Genomic DNA, 15,825 nt, shown 5'->3' on the forward strand with positions numbered 1-15,825 from the left:
TGCGGGGCCTTGAACACCCCTGCCGAAAACGATCGTTTCTAGCGCAGGGGCGGTTCTCATCGGAGCACTGGCCAGAGGCGCCGACCTCGCGAAGGCCTCTTCGTCGGAATGCCCATCATCGCGACGCTGTGTGTGGGCGCCGCCATTTCCGGCTCTCTTCGCACGGTGACGCAGGAAAGACTCCGGGCCAGCCGCAGACAGCGCACCTGACGCCCTGATCTAACGCAGTTCAACGATCGTTCTCCAGCACAAGACAGAACTGCTTGCGGCACATACCCTAGGGGGGTACGGTATAAACGTGAACGGTTATGAGGGTAACAAGGACGACCTGCAGAAGCGTCTGCGTCGGATTGAGGGCCAGGTGCGCGGGATCGCGCGCATGGTCGATGAAGACAAATACTGCATTGACATCCTCACGCAGGTGTCTGCTGCGACGAAGGCCTTGGAAACGGTCGCTTTGTCCCTGCTGGGAGACCACCTGAGTCATTGCGTCGCGGAAGCGAGCGCCGAAGGAGGCCAGGTGGCTGCAGAGAAGATCCGTGAGGCCAACGACGCCATTGCCCGTCTCGTCCGTTCTTGATCACACCTAATCCATTTGGAGGAGCACATCATGACTGACCGCATCGACCTCGGTCTGAAAGACACCAACGCCGGCTGCGCCTGCTGCGCCACATCGGCAACGACAGACGCTCCCGCATCGACCTCCGCCGCCGTCACGAACGACGTCCTGGTCGACGGGATGACGTGCTCGCATTGCGTGTTGAGCGTCACCGAGGAGCTGACCGCCCTCGACGGTGTGGAGAACGTCACGGTCGACCTGAATGCCGGCGGTACGTCGCGCGTCACCATTCACAGCGCCGGGCCGATCGACTCTGACGCAGTGAAGGCCGCGGTCGAGGAGGCTGGCTACACCCTGGCAGGTAGCCCCGCATGAGCACTGTCGACGTCGAGCTCGATATCTCCGGGATGACGTGCGCGTCGTGCGCCACCCGGATCGAACGCAAGCTGAACAAGCTTCCCGGTGTGGAAGCGACGGTGAACTACGCCACCGAAAAAGCACGTGTTCGCGGGCACGACGTCGACCCCGCCACCCTCATCGCCACGGTCGAATCCGCCGGTTACCAGGCAGCCCTACCCGCACCGCCGGCAAGCGATGACCACGCCGAGGAAGCGCGCAGCTCGGAGGCTGACGAGGTAGGGGCGCTGCGGCGCCGGCTGCTGATCAGCACTTCACTGTCGTTGCCGGTCGCGGTGCTGTCGATGGTCCCGGCGTTGCAGTTCGAGTACTGGCAGTGGCTGGCGCTCACCCTCACCGCCCCGGTCGCGGTATGGGGGGCGTGGCCCTTTCACCGGGCCGCGGCGGTCAACGCCCGTCACGGCGCGGCGACCATGGACACCCTCATTAGCGTCGGCGTGATCGCCGCGTTCGGATGGTCCCTCTACGCACTGTTCTTCGGCGGGGCAGGCATGCCCGGGATGACGATGACCTTCACCCTCATCGGCACCCCGCAGGCCGGCGGCCACGAGATCTACCTGGAAGTCGCGGCGCTGGTCACCGTCTTCATCCTCGCCGGCCGGTACGCCGAAGCACGCGCGAAGAAGTCATCGTCGGAGGCGCTGCGGGCACTGCTGGAGATGGGCGCGAAGCACGCCACACAGCTCGTCGACGGTGCCGAACGGACGGTGCCGGTCGCGCAGCTTGCGGTAGGAGACACCGTGCTTGTCCGACCGGGGGAGAAGGTTCCCTCGGACGGGCTGGTGATCGATGGTTCCTCCGCGATTGACGCGAGCATGCTCACCGGAGAATCGGTGCCCGTCGAAGTGGCCGCCGGTTCCCGTGTGGTCGGCGCGACGGTGAACGTCGGCGGTCGCCTCATCGTCGAAATCACCCGGGTCGGCGCGGACACAGAGCTTGCCCGGATGCGCCGGCTGATGGAGGAAGCCCAGACCGGCAAGGCCAAGGTGCAGCGCATCGCGGACCGCGTGTCTGCCGTCTTCGTCCCCATCGTCATCGGACTGGCCGTGGCCGCGTTCCTCGGCTGGACAATCGCCGGAGCCTCGCTCGAGCTGGCGTTCACCGCGGCGGTCGCCACCCTGATCATCGCGTGCCCCTGTGCGCTCGGGCTCGCCACCCCCACCGCGTTGCTGGTCGGAACCGGCCGCGGCTCCCAGCTGGGCATTCTGATTCGTGGACCGCAAGTGCTGGAGCAGACCCGCACCGTCGACACCATCGTGCTCGACAAGACCGGCACAGTCACCACCGGTCAGATGACCGTCACCGACATCCGCCCCGTCGCCGGTGTCACCCGGGACGAGCTGTTGCGCGTTGCCGCCGCGGTCGAGGCAGGATCTGAGCACCCGGTCGCCCGTGCCGTCACCGCTGCCGCCCCCACGGGCGCCTACGCAGACAGCTTCGCGTCGCACGCCGGGTTCGGCGTCCAGGGGCTCGTGGACGGATCCGCCGTCGTTGCGGGCCGGGCGTCCTGGCTGGCGGAGCAGTGGGGCATCCACCCGCCGGCCGAAGCCGCCGCCGAGCTGGGGGCTCTCGCCCGAACCGGTACCGCGATCGCGGTCGGTCGCGACGGGCAATACCTCGGCGCGATTGGGGTGGCCGATACTGTGAAGCCAACCAGCGCCGCCGCGATCGCCCGCTTCCAGGCGCTCGGGTTGCGCCCGGTGCTGCTCACCGGCGACAACACCACCACCGCCGCACGGATCGCCGCGGAGGTTGGCATCCCCGACGTGCACGCCGAGGTCACGCCCGCCGGAAAGCTCGATGTGATCCGCCAACTCCAGGCCGACGGGCATGTGGTCGCGATGGTCGGTGACGGCGTCAACGACGCCGCCGCCCTCGCCGCCGCCGACCTCGGCCTGGCCATGGGCGGAGGCACGGACGCGGCGATCGCCGCCAGCGACATCACCGTCGTCTCCGGCGACCTCACCGTCGTCGCCGACGCGATCCGCCTCTCCCGCCGCACCCTCGGCACCATCAAGGGGAACCTGTTCTGGGCGTTCGCGTATAACGTCGCCGCTATCCCGATCGCGATGGCCGGCCTGCTCAATCCTCTCGTCGCCGCAGCGGCGATGGCGTTGTCGTCGGTATTCGTCGTGACCAACAGCCTCCGGCTGCGCCGGTTCCGACCCGACCCGGCATCCGCCCCCACGAGCCCCGTTCCCGTGCCCCAACCGGCCTGACCCGTACCGCCGCACCGGCGCACCCAGCGAAGGAGGCTCCAATGAGCCAGCACGACCACCACAACCACTCCGACCACCAAGCCCACCGCGCCCCAGCGGCCACCGCCCAACACGATCACGCGGCAATGGGCCACCCGCACAGCGAAGACGACCGGGCACCCGCCGCGGGACACTCCGGGCACGGTCACGCCGACCATGGCGGACATGCCGGCCACGGGGACCATGTGGCGAGTTTCCGTCGACTGTTCTGGATCATGCTGGTCTTGGCGGTTCCGGTTGTCGGGTTCTCGATGATGTTCGCGATGCTCATCGGGTACGAGCTTCCTGATGCGGCATGGGTGGGCTGGGTCTCTCCGGTGCTGGGCACGGTCATGTACGTGTGGGGTGGCACCCCGTTCCTGACCGGCGCGGTCAGTGAGCTGCGGGCACGCAAGCCTGGGATGATGCTGCTGATCGCCCTCGCGATCACGGTCGCGTTCCTCGCTTCCTGGGGTGCGAGCCTCGGGGTCCTCGATCACGAGCTCGATTTTTGGTGGGAGCTCGCGCTGCTGATCGTGATCATGCTGCTCGGGCATTGGATCGAAATGCGTTCGCTCGCGCAGACGACGTCCGCTCTGGACTCCCTTGCCGCGCTCCTGCCCGATGAATCGGAGAAGGTCGACGGGGACAACACCGTGACCGTCGCGCCGGCGGACCTGCGAGTCGGGGATGTTGTGGTCGTCCGCCCCGGTGGGCGGGTTCCCGCAGACGGGCGGATCGTTCAGGGCTCAGCGAGCATGGACGAGTCGATGATTACCGGCGAATCTCGTCCCGTCCGCCGCAGCGACGGCGACACGGTCGTTGCCGGGACCGTCGCGACCGACTCCGGCGTGCGAGTAGAGATCACTGCAGTGGGGGAGGACACTGCTCTCGCCGGGATCCAGAAGCTGGTCACCGATGCGCAGAACTCCTCATCTCGCGCCCAGCGGATCGCGGACCGTGCGGCCGCGTGGTTGTTCTGGTTCGCCCTCGGCGCCGGTGTGATCACCGCGATCGTGTGGACTCTGGTCGGGTTGCCCGACGATGCGGTGATCCGCACCATCACTGTGCTGGTGATCGCGTGCCCGCACGCGCTGGGTCTGGCGATTCCCCTCGTGGTGTCTATCGCGACCGAGCGGGCCGCCCGCGGCGGTGTGCTCATCAAGGACCGACTCGCGCTGGAAAGCATGCGCACCGTGGACACGGTCCTGTTCGACAAGACCGGCACCCTCACTAAGGGCACCCCGGCTGTTACTGCGATCGAGCCCGCAGGTGACATCACCCCGGACGAGCTGCTCACTCTCGCCGCAGCGGCAGAGTCCGACTCCGAGCACCCGTTGGCCCGCGCGATTGTGAACGCCGCGAAAGAGAAGCAGCTGCGCCTACCTGCCGCGACCGACTTCACGTCGTCGCCCGCAGTGGGGGTGCGTGCGCAGGTGGGGGGACGGGCCGTGCAGGTCGGTGGACCGTACCTGCTGGAACAAGCAGGCGGCTCAGAGCTGCCGGCCGCGGATGAGTGGCGCAAGGAAGGTGCCATCATCCTCCACGTCCTCATCGACGGGCAGGTCGCTGGTGCACTACGCCTGGCCGACGAGGTCCGGTCCGAGTCGCGAGCGGCAGTGGCTGCCCTCCACGACCGGGACGTGCAGGTGGTCATGATCACCGGGGACGCCGACGCCGTCGCTGCGTCCGTCGCAGCGGAACTCGGCATCGACCGGTACTTCGCCGGGGTGCGCCCCGAGGATAAGGCCTCGAAGGTGAAGGCGCTGCAGGACGAAGGTCGGAAGGTCGCGATGGTCGGTGACGGCGTCAACGACGCTCCCGCCCTTGCTCAGGCCGACGTGGGTATCGCGATCGGCGCGGGCACCGATGTCGCGATCGCCTCTGCCGGGGTGATCCTCGCTAGCGACGACCCTCGGTCGGTGCTGTGGGTGATTGAGCTGTCACGAGCGAGCTACCGGAAGATGAAGCAGAACTTGTGGTGGGCGGCGGGATACAACCTGCTGTCCGTGCCGCTTGCCGCGGGCATCCTCGCGCCGATCGGGTTCGTGCTGCCGATGTCGATCGGGGCGATCCTGATGTCTCTGTCGACGATCGTTGTCGCGCTGAACGCGCAGCTTCTACGCCGACTGGACCTCACCCCCGACACGGTCAGCCGCCTGTAGCAGCCGCCAGTAAAGAGGCGGACTACGTTGGACGGTAGGGAAGGAAGGAGGGGAGCATGTCGCTAATCACGCTCGCGGATGCCATGGGACGCACGCGCACGCTCACCCGCACCTTCCTCGTGATGATCGCGATCACTGCGGGGATCGTCGCGGGGCTGCTTGCGATGCACTCCCTGAACAGCCACGCCACCAGCACCGGTCACCTCGACACCGTTACGACTGCCCCTGCCGCCTCGCACCACGCTCAGGACGCCGCTCCGGTCGGGGAACCGGCGGCGGGGGAGTGCGATGACTGTGCCGGTGGGCACGACACCATGATGTGGTTGGCGTGCGTGCTCGGCCTGCTCGTGACCGTGCTGATCCTCGCCCGCATCACCGGAAATTGGCGGACCACCGACCCCGATCGCGGATCCCTGACCGTCTCGTTGTGGCCGGGTTGCCTCGCACCGGTGCCTCCACCCTCATTGATCGTTCTCTGCATCAGTCGCACCTGAGGATGCCGCTGCCTGCCCCCGCGCAGGCACGGCTCACCCTGCCCGCCGGGCGGGAACCTCGTTGACGACTTTTGGAGAACCTCATGAAGATCCGTACTGCGGCGACTGCCGCGCTCGCCCTGACCACCGCCCTTATCCTCGCCGGGTGCTCCGACACCGGGAACGCCGGGGGTGGCATGTCTGGGATGGACCACGGCGGCTCCAGCAGCAGCGCCGCCCCCTCCGCTGACGCGTCTGCGAACGCGAACGACGCGGACATCATGTTCGCGACGATGATGATCGCGCACCACCAGCAGGCCATCGAGATGTCCGACGTGTTGCTGAGCAAGGACGACATCGACCCACGGGTTGTTGACCTCGCCGATGGCATCAAAGCCGCCCAGCAGCCCGAAATCGACACGCTCAACGGCTGGCTGCAGGAGTGGGGCGCCGACACCTCCGGCACGGACATGGATGGCATGGATCACGGCGGAGGGATGATGAGCGAAGAGGACATGCAAGCCCTCGACGCGGCGACCGGCACCGAGGCGGCCAAGCTGTTCCTGGAGCAGATGATCGAGCACCACAACGGTGCAATCGAGATGGCTCAGGAAGAAGTCAGCAACGGGCAGAACCCGAACGCGACCGCCCTCGCGCAGAAGATCGTCGACGACCAGACCGCCGAGATCGCTGCGATGGAGGACATCCTCGCCAGCCTGTGACCGGCAGGAGTGGGACGGCGCCCGCGCCGTCCCACTCCTCGATTCCCGCTTCGCAAGGTCAACACCATGACACACCTCCCTCTTCACTCCGCCCTGCCCTCATCCCGCACGCTCACCCGTTGCCGTTCCCTCGCCGCCGTCACCGCGATTGCGGTCGGAGCTCTCACCCTCGCCGGATGCGCCTCACCCGAACCGGAAGTGACATCACCAGAGCCTGTAGCCACCACCCACGTGCACAGCATCGTGCCTGCCCCGGACGGAAACGGGTTCCTCATCGGCACCCACGAAGGCATCTACACCGCCACCGAGGACGGCCAGCTCGGTGACCCGGTCGCCGGCCCCGTGTTCGATGCGATGGGTCTGACCTCGATCGACGGCACCCTGATCGCCTCCGGTCACCCCGGGCCCGACACTCCTCCCGAACTCGGCGCCCCGCACCTGGGCATCATCCGCAGCACCGACACCGCGCAGTCCTGGCAACCCGTCGCCTACACCGGCGAGAAGGACTTCCACGTCCTCGCCGCCGGCCCTAGCGGCACCCTGTACGGCATCACGACCGACAACCCCGACATCCTCACCAGCACCGACCAGGGCCAGACATGGGCACCCACCGGCAGCGCCCTGCCGGCGTTCAACCTGACCGTCGACGCAGATGAACGCCTCATTGCATCCACTCCCGACGGACTACAGGTGAGCCTCGACGGCGGGGGCCGCTTCGTCCCGTGGGACGGTGCCCCACTCATCGCACTTCTCAACACGTCCCCCGACCGGCAACGCATTGTCGGGATTGGCAGCGGCAACACCCTCTGGGTCGCGCAGGCAGGATCACAGGCGTGGGAGCAAGTGGGCGTTGCCCCAGCCACCCCGCAGGCCGTTGCGATTACCGACACTGGCGACATCCTTATCGCCGGGGAATCGGGGCTCACCGCGCTACCCGTTTCCAAGCAGTTGACTTCACCGAACTGACCGACCATGACGGACATCCAGAGCGTCACTGACGACGTCCCATGCGGTTGCGGCCCCACTGCGGAAGAGGCCCGCACGCTACGTGGGGGAATCACTCGGAGGCGCGCGCTCAGCGCCGGCGCGATCGGGGTCTTCCTCGCCGCGACCGGAGCCAGCCTCGCTCCGTCAGCATTCGCCGCGGAATACCCCACCTGGGATGACGTCGAAAAGGCTCGGAACAACGAGGCCGCGAAGGGCGCCGGAGTCACCCGAATTCAAGGGCTGATCCGATCACTTGAGCAGGACCTGGACACGAAGCAAGCCGAAGCCGACCGGCTCGGCCAAGAACATGTCCTCGCTCTGGAGGCCTACGAGGACGCCGTCGCGCGCGCCGAGTCCCTCCAGCAACAGGCCGACGCCGAGTCGGCCCGGGCCGACGCTGCCGCGGCCAAGCTTGGTGCCCTCGCGGCTGAGCAATACCGCTCAGGGAACACCGATCCGACCCTGGACCTGTTCTCTTCCGGCTCCGCCGGTTCCGCAGAGGATCTGCTGTCCCGGTTGGGGACGATGGACCGTCTCGTCGACGCGAACCGGAAGGTCTACGCCGACGCTGCTGGCGCCCGCGACAGCGCACGCCACCTCAGCGATCAAGCTCAGGTAGCTCGCGACGAACGTAACCGCCGGGAGGCGGAAGCCGAACAAAAGATGCAGACGGCGCAAGCAGCGGCGCAGGCAGCCCTGGCCGCGCTAGCTAGTCAGAACGGGTACCGTGACGTGCTCGACGCTCAACTCGCAGCCCTTCAGACACAACATCCCGCACGATCAGCCAGTACCAGGCCGGTGTGGAAGTTCGACGCAGGGAGCGCGAGGCGCGCATCCGCCGTGCGCGGGAAGCAGCGGCTGCCCGCGCTCGCGAAGAAGAACGACGCCGCCGCGAGGAAGAACGGCGCCGACAAGCCCCAAACAACGTCGGAACCGGAGGCGAAAGCTCCAGTAGCGGGGGCGGCGGGGGGAAGGTCCAGTCCTCCGGGTGGGTTCGACCGGCGCACGGATGGATCAGCTCGTGGTTCGGAACCCGCGGCAGCATCTGCCGTAACGGCTACTGCACCCGCGCCGGCCATCGGGGGATTGACTTCGCGAGCAGCTGCGGATCCCCGATCTACGCCGCGTACCCCGGCACCGTCATCTTTGCTGGGCACAGCGGCGCATGGGGCAACTACATCAAGATCCAGCACGCAGACGGCACGGTCACTGGGTACGCGCACATCATCAACGGTGGCTACAACGTCAACTACGGGCAACGAGTGCGCGCCGGTCAAGTTATTGCGTACATCGGCAGCACCGGCGCCTCCAGCGGCTGCCACCTCCACTTCGAGGTGTACATCGGCGGCGTCCGGGTTGACCCTGCCCCCTTCCTCCGAGCACGAGGGGTCGCAGTTTGAACCACCCCACCCCCGGACCGCCCGCGGGCACAACTGTTCGCCGCTCGGAGGCAGCACCTGGCGAAGAGCGAACATCTGCCCTGGAGCATGCGTTGCAACTGCGTGCATTCGATGGCCGGATGACCGTTACGCAGAGGGCAGCCCACATTGCCGTGTACCTGGAGCTGGCGCGAGAGCTTGATACACGCGACGCCCAGTCCGAGGGTGTATCGCCTGACCTGTGCGCGTGGGACGCTACGGTCATTCAGGCCGCCGACGCCTGCCGGGAAGTTGCGGTGATGCTCGGCCAGGCCACCGTCGAGCTGGCCGCGGTACGGAATACGGTGCGGCGGTGCCTTTCCGCGATCTCGTCGTGTGGCGACATCTGCGGACCACACAAGGAGGCCACTGCTTCCTGCGCACGGCGAGTGGACATCGCCAGACGAGGGGCGAAGGCTTGCGCGGACCTCATTTCATCCATCTGAGCAGCCTTCCGCTGCGGTCGCACCGGTAACGATCGTTTCCGGGCGAGCCGAGGCTGCGTCAACCGGCCGCCGTGAACGTTGGCCGTATTGAACCTGGTTTACGGCCGCCATTCATCGACAGACCTCAACCCCCTACGTCGACCCTCGACCCCGCTCTAGGGTGACCGCATGTCGGGGAAGGCCCCCGAAGAAAGGAAAGCAGCCATGACTGTTGCAGATCAGATGCTCGCCACCCACCCGAAAGTCGGTTTCGCCGCAACCCAGGACGCCCTTCTGCGCTGTATCGAGGCATGCGCCGAATGCGCCCAGGCATGTACCGCCTGCGCGGACGCATGCCTCGGAGAAGACATGGTCGCGGAGCTCGTTACATGCATCCGGAAGAACTCGGACTGCGCAGACATCTGCGCCGCCACAGGTGCAGTGCTCTCCCGTCAAACCGCACCGGATGTTGCAACGGTTCGCGCCCTGCTCGAAGCCTGCCGCACCGCCTGCGCGTCCTGTGCCGCCGAGTGTGAACAGCACGCAGACATGCATGAGCACTGCCGCGTGTGCGCCGAATCCTGCCGCCGCTGCGAGGAGGCATGCACCGACCTTCTCGCCGCTCTCTAAAGCGGACCAGGTTCGCAGTCCTCCTGCGAGCACTACCCGCCATTGGCGGTCGCTGACGGGACGGTCGATGCCGCAATCGCCCGCCCAGCCACCGTCGCCGCACCCCCTCCCATCCGAACAGGAGACGTCATGACCGCGAACGACCACCCCGATCCCAAGCAGAACGACCAAAGCGCAGAGACCGACGATCACAGCCAGCAGGGTCATTCCAAGCCCTGGAAAATGTATCTCCGATTCGGGGCGATGATCCTCACCGGGATGGTTGTCATGTACTGGGTGATGTTCGTCGGCTCCTGGGAGTGGAGCCACATCCGCTTCAGCGAAAGCCGCGTCTTCATGGCCCTGACCATGGGCGGTGCGATGGGGTTGGTGATGCTGGCGTGGATGCTCAACATGTACAAGAGCGTCAAAGCGAACATCGCCGTCGCCACAGTTAGCGTCCTGCTGCTCGCCGGCGGAGTCGCGCTTGACCGCAGTCAGATCACCGTGGACGACACCGCCTGGATGAACGCGATGATCCCCCACCACTCCCTCGCCATCACCCGCTCCGAACGTGCACAGATCCAGGACGTTCGCGTCTGCGAACTCGCCGCCGAAATCAGCGCGGCACAGCGCAACGAAATCCTCGAGATGAACTGGCTCATCGACGACATTTCGAGTAATGGAATCGCTGAAACCCCAGAAGAGGCGCAGGCCCGTCCCGCCCCGACGTTCGATGAGACAGCCCTGCGAGGATGCCCCAACGAGTAGCTGCTCTCAATCTGCCCTTGTCGGAGTGTGATGACGCTGGAAGCGAGCCTCACCACGTGGTGTCAAAAACGATCGTTTCCGGCCGCATCGAGACGAAGTCATCAAAGGCCCCACCGGAAACGTTGATCAAAACCTGGTTTCGGCCGACCTTTTCGGCGTGATTCACCGAACTCCGGGGCATCCATCAAGTCGGGCGCGCGCGGTCGTACGGCTGATTACGTTGCGCCCGCGTCCAGCGTCGCCAGTTCGTCTTGGATGCGTTTGCGCTCTGCGGGCGTAAAGCGCCGCACCGGCATCGACAAGATTGCATCGGCTGCAACCGCCGAGATCTCGAAAGCACGCTCGATCGCGCGTCGAACGTCATCCGCGTCACCCGACGCATTCGCGCAGACTGCTAGGAGCTCTTCTGGTCGATCCATCACGGCGATGTACGCAAGCAGGATGTCGCGGCGAGCACGATCCGTTTCTCGATCGTCCATCATGTCGGAAGGGTATCCAGTGGCGACGTCACCCTGCCAGCGCCCTTCTGCGAGCCGTGGTGTTGACTCACCCCAGCCCGCCGAAAATGATCGTTTTTGGCTGAGTGGTCCCGAACGCGCAAGAACGCCCGCCGAAAAGGTGGGTCAGAAACTGATTTCGGCGGGCGTTTTCGGTTGGGTCAGTGGCTGCTTCCGAGGTTGCTGGTGAGGTGGCCGTGGAAGGCGGTGGCGGTGTGGTTCAGGTGCACCCGTCACCAACTTCGTCGATGTTCGTGTTTGCCTGGACCCGCCAAGACGTCGTCTTGCCGCCCGAGTTTGGGTAGGTCCAGAAGTGGAAGTTTCCATCAGCAGTGTGGACGAGCCGGCTTCCGTTGTAGTACTTGAGGGTTCCGCGGAAAGCCAAGGTTGTCCTTACATATAGTTCCGTGCCAGCAGGGCAGAAAAGTAAACCTGACGCACTAGTCACAGCGGCTGGCGTGACAGGAGCTGCGGCAACGGGGGACGCATGCGCAACGCCTCCGACTAGCAACGAGATAGTAGCCAAGACCGCCGCAGTGCTCGATCGCTTTCGATCTGTCATATTTGCTTACTAGGTGTCGTGTTGTGAGATCTGATCCTGCGGGCAGTTTCGTCAGGCCAGGGCTGCTTTCAGTTCTTCGAGCTCGTCCTCAATCCGCTCTCGCTCGCGGGGGGTGAAACGTCGGATCTGCATTGATAGAACTGCGTTCGCGGCAAGTGCGGGGAGATTGAATGCTTTCTCCACGGCACGCCGGACTTCGTTCGCGTCACCCGATGCAGTCGCGCAAGCCGCCAAGAGCTTCTCTGGCTGATCCATAACGGCGATGTACGCCCGCAAGATGTTGCGGCGAGCGAGCGCGTGTTCCCGGTCGCCTGTCATGCCGCGAGCGTATCGAGAGCAAACAGCGGTGGCTAGTGGGGTCACCGCGGCGGACCTGCCATCTGCCCAGCATCCGCCGAAAAACGATCGTTGTCGGCGGGGTGCGCGCGAGTGAACGAACGGGCTCCCGGAAAGGTAAGCCGGAACAGGGTTTCGGTGGACCTTCTGGCGGGCCGTGCGCGGGATTCTGCGGACAGGTCGAGTGGTGGAAGCTGTTTCTGTGCGGCTCGGTATGAGATAGGAAGGATCATGCCGATTCAGCCAGCCCAGCGCGACATCGGGCTCGATAGGACGTTTCGATGCACTGGTGGCTGACCAAACTGCTCGAAGTCTCGATGCGCTTTATCTGGCCAATCGCGGGGATTCTCGCTGGGTGCGCGCTGATCTGGATGACGATCGTTTTTGCTAGCAGGGACGGGGATCTCTGGGTCCTTTTGATACCGGCGCTCACCGTCCTTCTGGTCTCGACGTTCGCGCTCATATGGAGCAACACCGCGCGCGCCAGGAAGCAGTGGCAGCAGTACGAGATGCTTGACGACCCCGACAGCTAGCTTGGGACGCGCGCCCTCTGGTCAAGGGCACCCAGTTCGCGACACTCTCAACGACAGAGCGATCGTCTGGTCCGCAGGTAGCGGGGTTATTTGACTTGGCATCTGCGGTGCGGCTCGCCGCCGAAAACGATCGTTTGCGGCTCGCAGGGCGTGGAGCGGCCAGATGGGGTGCCAGAAAGGTAAGCCGGAACCGAGTTTTGGCAGACGTTTCTGGCGGGCCATGTAGATGAGAGGTCGGAACAGCCGAAAGTCACCATCCGACCGGTGCGTCGCCTTCGAGAGCATCGGCGGGTGAGGTCAGCGACGAGATTGCTTTCGCTTCTTGTAGAACGCTATTCCGATGATCGCCAGCCCCATCGGGATACCGAGAAGGGCCCAGGAGGAGAGCCTGCCGGTGTCGACTCCTGCGGAAAGCAACAGCATCGCCGCTACGGAAACCGCGATGAAGATCAGGCCGAGCGCCGGGTAGCTCTTCCAGGAAGACGTGTCAGATGCCACGTTTTGCCATCCAGCGCGCGACGATCGCGGCGACCACGCCGAGGATCACGAACCCGACACCCAAGACCACGAACGTCGTTCCGTCGTTCTCGGGGGCTACTAACCCCTTGATGGCCATGCCGACGCCGACGACCACGCAGACCCACGGCATCACCAGACGAAGCGGGCCGTACTTCCACCGATACCGGCGAGGCGATGAATCGCCATCGTTGTGCGTCATGCCTGCATCCTCGCGCCCTGCTCGCACGCACCGCTAGGGCGAGACAACACACCTCTTCATCCGATAGTCAGTCGCTAGCCGAAAACGATCGTTTTCGGCAAGGACAGTAGCGGAAAGAGGCCAGGGTGGGCGGACCTCTCGGAAGTCGCTGGACGTCATCTCGAGAAGTCTGCGGCCGACATATTCGCGGGTCGTCCGCCGGAGGGCTGTCGTTGTCTAGAGTTCACGAGTGAGCGATGACATCGAAGAGACGCAGTGGACGGCGGCTTCGCGCCAGGCATACATTGCGCGGGGTGACGAGTTGCTCGAAGCCTTGCGAGAGCACATCGCCGTCACCGCGGCCCGCTTGGGCAGTCAGGGTGAGTTTGAACAGTACTTTCCCTCAGCGTCGCGCCTTCGTGCGGCTGCTGTCGCCCTCGACGGGGCCGAGTTCGACTGGTGTGGATCGTTTCCACTACGCCTCAACGCGGATGACGATGACGATGACGATGACGATGACGATGACGATGCTGTCGGCGGTGCGACGCTGACCGTCGTCGGGCGATGGGATTACCGCGTCGTTGACGAAGCAACAGTGATCGATGCTGGTCGGGAAGCTTACAAAGGCCTCTGGGACGAAAGTGACGATGATGCATCGCGGGCTGTCTTTGACGTGTCGTCGGCTGCTCGAGAAATAGCTCATGCAGATGGGTGGGACGCGCTCACGTCCACAGCAGGGTTGCAACCTCTCGCAAGTACGCAGAATGTGATCGTCCATAACTGCGTTAACCCTTGGTATGAGAGCGACGGAGACCCCTACGCGATCGTTCGGGACTGACTACAACAGATCCGCCTTGGATTGAGCGATCGCCGAGAGGGCGTGCGGACTGTGTGGCGGCGGCGCGAGAGCGCGGAAGTCTTCACGCCACAAGAGCAGACTCGGCCTGGGTCCTCTCGAGCATTAGCCGCGCCGAAAACGTTGCCCGAAACCCGGTTATGGCTGACGATTGCGGCACGGCTCGGAGCGGCTGCCGCCAGGTTCCGCCGAAAACGATCGTTTTCGGCGGGACGGGCTCGTCATCCCGGTGCTTTTCTTTTAGTCCACGGACCTGTATGTTCTGGGCACTGGGAACCTGGGGGGGGGGGGGGNNACGGGGGGGGGGGGGGGGGGGGGGGGGGGGGGGGGGTAATCGTGTCGAAACGGCGATCGCGGATCAAACGAGCGGCTCTGGCCGCAGCTGTTGCAGGACTCTTGGTATTCGCGAGCGGCACACCGGCTGGAGCGGTGACCGTCAATGGTGAGCGAATCGATTGGCTCAAGAAGATGGCGACCGGCCAGAACATTGGCTACTGGATCGCTCCCGGCAATGAGTACACGACATCGATCCCGAACGCGGTTCAAAAGATCATGTACCCCTCGGGCATGAGCAACCCCATGGTGTTGTGGAAGACCACGGTGAACTCGAACTCCAACATGGACTTTTACCAGTACTACAGCTCAAGTTCGACCGAACCCGTTGCGAAGACAACCAGCCATCGCAAGAACGCGAGCGGCAACTACTATGCAATGCTTCCCAGCGACAAGGACACTTACAACTGGGTTTACGCCGAAGTTCGGTTGAACGACTATCACATGGACGGGCTCACGAACACGAAACGTGAAGCGGTCATCGTGCACGAGATGCTGCATGGCTACGGACTACGCGATCTGTACAACAACGCCAATCAAGCATCGATCATGTTCGGCTCAGTTTCGGGCACAGCGACACGTCTCACCTCGGATGCGAACAGCATCCTGAACGCGAAGTACTGACGAGGGTGTTGATGATGAGAAAACTCGGTCCCGCAACCCTCTTGGTCGCCACCCTCATGCTGGCCTCCTGCTCTGCCGCGCCAGAGACCGCCCCGGAACCCCCAGCACAGAGTGAGGCGCAGCCGCAGCAGCAGCTTGACACTTCGATCGTGTCCGAGCCGGACGTGGTGGTTTCCGCGATGTGGGCGTTCGACGTCACCAATATCGAGGAGATCCGCAAGCACGCCGACCTGATCGTGACGGCCGAGGTGACGAAGATCGCCGACCGCGCCTCGTTCACGGTCCCCGGCAATGGGATGCCATATACGAAGGTCGACCTCCGCATCAGCGACGTCCTCAAAGGGCCCGCAATCGAGTCGGACTTCACTGCCCTGTATCCAGGCGGCACCGTGACATTGCAGCAGGTCCTCGACGACTCTCCGAAGGAAAGCGCCGAGAAGAGCGGACTCACAGATCTCAGCACCGATGAGCTTCGTGAGCAGACACAGACGTACGCCTACGACGAGCAGACCAAACTCGTTCCCGGTTCAACATACGTCCTCGCCCTCGGTCAAAATGACGACGGAACCTACACCATCGGCCCCGCAGGATTCGCTGTCTTCCT

The 15,825-nt window shown here is 64.8% G+C and carries 19 protein-coding genes; 14 read left to right on the forward strand and 5 right to left on the reverse strand.

What is annotated here, in order from left to right:
* Positions 1–298: 298 nt before the first annotated feature.
* The 7 genes from AYL44_RS11590 to AYL44_RS11620 all read left to right on the forward strand — a co-directional run bounded on the left by AYL44_RS11590 (position 299) and on the right by AYL44_RS11620 (position 7,539).
* Positions 299–580 carry a metal-sensitive transcriptional regulator gene (locus AYL44_RS11590; RefSeq protein ID WP_064003442.1) on the forward strand — a complete coding sequence of 94 codons (282 nt, stop codon included), beginning with the start codon at positions 299–301 and terminating at the stop codon, positions 578–580.
* 30 nt (positions 581–610) lie between these two features.
* Positions 611–934: a heavy-metal-associated domain-containing protein gene (locus tag AYL44_RS11595; protein ID WP_064003443.1), complete on the forward strand. Its 324-nt coding sequence runs from the start codon at positions 611–613 to the stop codon at positions 932–934.
* On the forward strand, positions 931–3,195 hold the full coding sequence (locus tag AYL44_RS11600) for a heavy metal translocating P-type ATPase (RefSeq protein ID WP_064003444.1): 2,265 nt from the start codon (positions 931–933) through the stop codon (positions 3,193–3,195). The genes AYL44_RS11595 and AYL44_RS11600 overlap by 4 nt, the downstream gene beginning before the upstream one ends.
* Before the next feature lie 41 nt (positions 3,196–3,236).
* Positions 3,237–5,378 (forward strand): heavy metal translocating P-type ATPase, encoded by a 2,142-nt coding sequence (locus AYL44_RS11605; protein ID WP_064003445.1) that lies wholly within the window; start codon positions 3,237–3,239, stop codon positions 5,376–5,378.
* A 56-nt stretch (positions 5,379–5,434) separates the two neighbouring features.
* Positions 5,435–5,872, forward strand: coding sequence for a DUF6153 family protein (locus tag AYL44_RS11610; RefSeq protein WP_064003446.1), 438 nt, complete (start codon positions 5,435–5,437; stop codon positions 5,870–5,872).
* Positions 5,873–5,955: 83 nt separating this feature from the next.
* Positions 5,956–6,573: a DUF305 domain-containing protein gene (locus AYL44_RS11615; RefSeq protein ID WP_064003447.1), complete on the forward strand. Its 618-nt coding sequence runs from the start codon at positions 5,956–5,958 to the stop codon at positions 6,571–6,573.
* A gap of 231 nt (positions 6,574–6,804) precedes the next feature.
* The gene (locus AYL44_RS11620) at positions 6,805–7,539 is read left to right on the forward strand and encodes a sialidase family protein (RefSeq protein WP_231872790.1); all 735 of its coding nucleotides are present in this window, start codon (positions 6,805–6,807) and stop codon (positions 7,537–7,539) included.
* A gap of 270 nt (positions 7,540–7,809) precedes the next feature.
* Here the strand turns inward: AYL44_RS11620 and AYL44_RS14865 are convergent, their stop codons facing one another.
* Positions 7,810–7,995, reverse strand: coding sequence for a hypothetical protein (locus AYL44_RS14865; protein WP_064003448.1), 186 nt, complete (start codon positions 7,993–7,995; stop codon positions 7,810–7,812).
* Positions 7,996–8,360: 365 nt separating this feature from the next.
* Between AYL44_RS14865 and AYL44_RS14870 the strand changes: the two genes are divergently transcribed.
* From AYL44_RS14870 to AYL44_RS11635, 3 genes are all read left to right on the forward strand, one after another.
* Positions 8,361–8,960, forward strand: coding sequence for a M23 family metallopeptidase (locus AYL44_RS14870; protein WP_331709488.1), 600 nt, complete (start codon positions 8,361–8,363; stop codon positions 8,958–8,960).
* A gap of 632 nt (positions 8,961–9,592) precedes the next feature.
* On the forward strand, positions 9,593–10,033 hold the full coding sequence (locus AYL44_RS14460) for a four-helix bundle copper-binding protein (protein ID WP_419865922.1): 441 nt from the start codon (positions 9,593–9,595) through the stop codon (positions 10,031–10,033).
* Positions 10,034–10,162: 129 nt separating this feature from the next.
* Positions 10,163–10,783 carry a DUF305 domain-containing protein gene (locus AYL44_RS11635; RefSeq protein WP_231872791.1) on the forward strand — a complete coding sequence of 207 codons (621 nt, stop codon included), beginning with the start codon at positions 10,163–10,165 and terminating at the stop codon, positions 10,781–10,783.
* Positions 10,784–10,998: 215 nt separating this feature from the next.
* Here the strand turns inward: AYL44_RS11635 and AYL44_RS11640 are convergent, their stop codons facing one another.
* Entirely contained in the window at positions 10,999–11,265 is a 267-nt protein-coding gene (locus tag AYL44_RS11640; protein ID WP_064003450.1) for a hypothetical protein, read from the reverse strand.
* 628 nt (positions 11,266–11,893) lie between these two features.
* Complete coding sequence (locus AYL44_RS14575) at positions 11,894–12,160, reverse strand: hypothetical protein (protein WP_157532647.1); 267 nt, start codon at positions 12,158–12,160, stop codon at positions 11,894–11,896.
* A gap of 299 nt (positions 12,161–12,459) precedes the next feature.
* Here AYL44_RS14575 and AYL44_RS11645 point away from each other — a divergent pair, with 299 nt between their 5' ends.
* Positions 12,460–12,711, forward strand: coding sequence for a hypothetical protein (locus AYL44_RS11645; protein WP_064003451.1), 252 nt, complete (start codon positions 12,460–12,462; stop codon positions 12,709–12,711).
* Positions 12,712–13,008: 297 nt separating this feature from the next.
* On the opposite strand, the gene AYL44_RS14580 is transcribed toward AYL44_RS11645, so the two are convergent.
* Together AYL44_RS14580 and AYL44_RS14585 are read right to left on the reverse strand one after the other, a co-directional pair.
* Positions 13,009–13,209 (reverse strand): hypothetical protein, encoded by a 201-nt coding sequence (locus AYL44_RS14580; RefSeq protein ID WP_157532649.1) that lies wholly within the window; start codon positions 13,207–13,209, stop codon positions 13,009–13,011.
* Positions 13,199–13,429: a hypothetical protein gene (locus tag AYL44_RS14585; protein WP_157532651.1), complete on the reverse strand. Its 231-nt coding sequence runs from the start codon at positions 13,427–13,429 to the stop codon at positions 13,199–13,201. Before AYL44_RS14585 ends, AYL44_RS14580 begins: the two co-directional genes overlap by 11 nt.
* 229 nt (positions 13,430–13,658) lie before the next feature.
* Between AYL44_RS14585 and AYL44_RS14590 the strand changes: the two genes are divergently transcribed.
* From AYL44_RS14590 to AYL44_RS11660, 3 genes are all read left to right on the forward strand, one after another.
* The gene (locus AYL44_RS14590; RefSeq protein ID WP_157532653.1) at positions 13,659–14,246 is read left to right on the forward strand and encodes a hypothetical protein; all 588 of its coding nucleotides are present in this window, start codon (positions 13,659–13,661) and stop codon (positions 14,244–14,246) included.
* A 354-nt stretch (positions 14,247–14,600) separates the two neighbouring features.
* Positions 14,601–15,221, forward strand: a complete 621-nt coding sequence (locus AYL44_RS14595; RefSeq protein WP_157532654.1) for a hypothetical protein — start codon at positions 14,601–14,603, stop codon at positions 15,219–15,221.
* A gap of 149 nt (positions 15,222–15,370) precedes the next feature.
* On the forward strand, positions 15,371–15,825 hold a 455-nt coding region (locus AYL44_RS11660), incomplete at its 3' end, for a hypothetical protein (RefSeq protein WP_157532656.1).

This window comes from Microbacterium oleivorans (assembly GCF_001644225.1).
Taxonomy (GTDB): Bacteria; Actinomycetota; Actinomycetes; order Actinomycetales; family Microbacteriaceae; genus Microbacterium; species Microbacterium gawkjiense.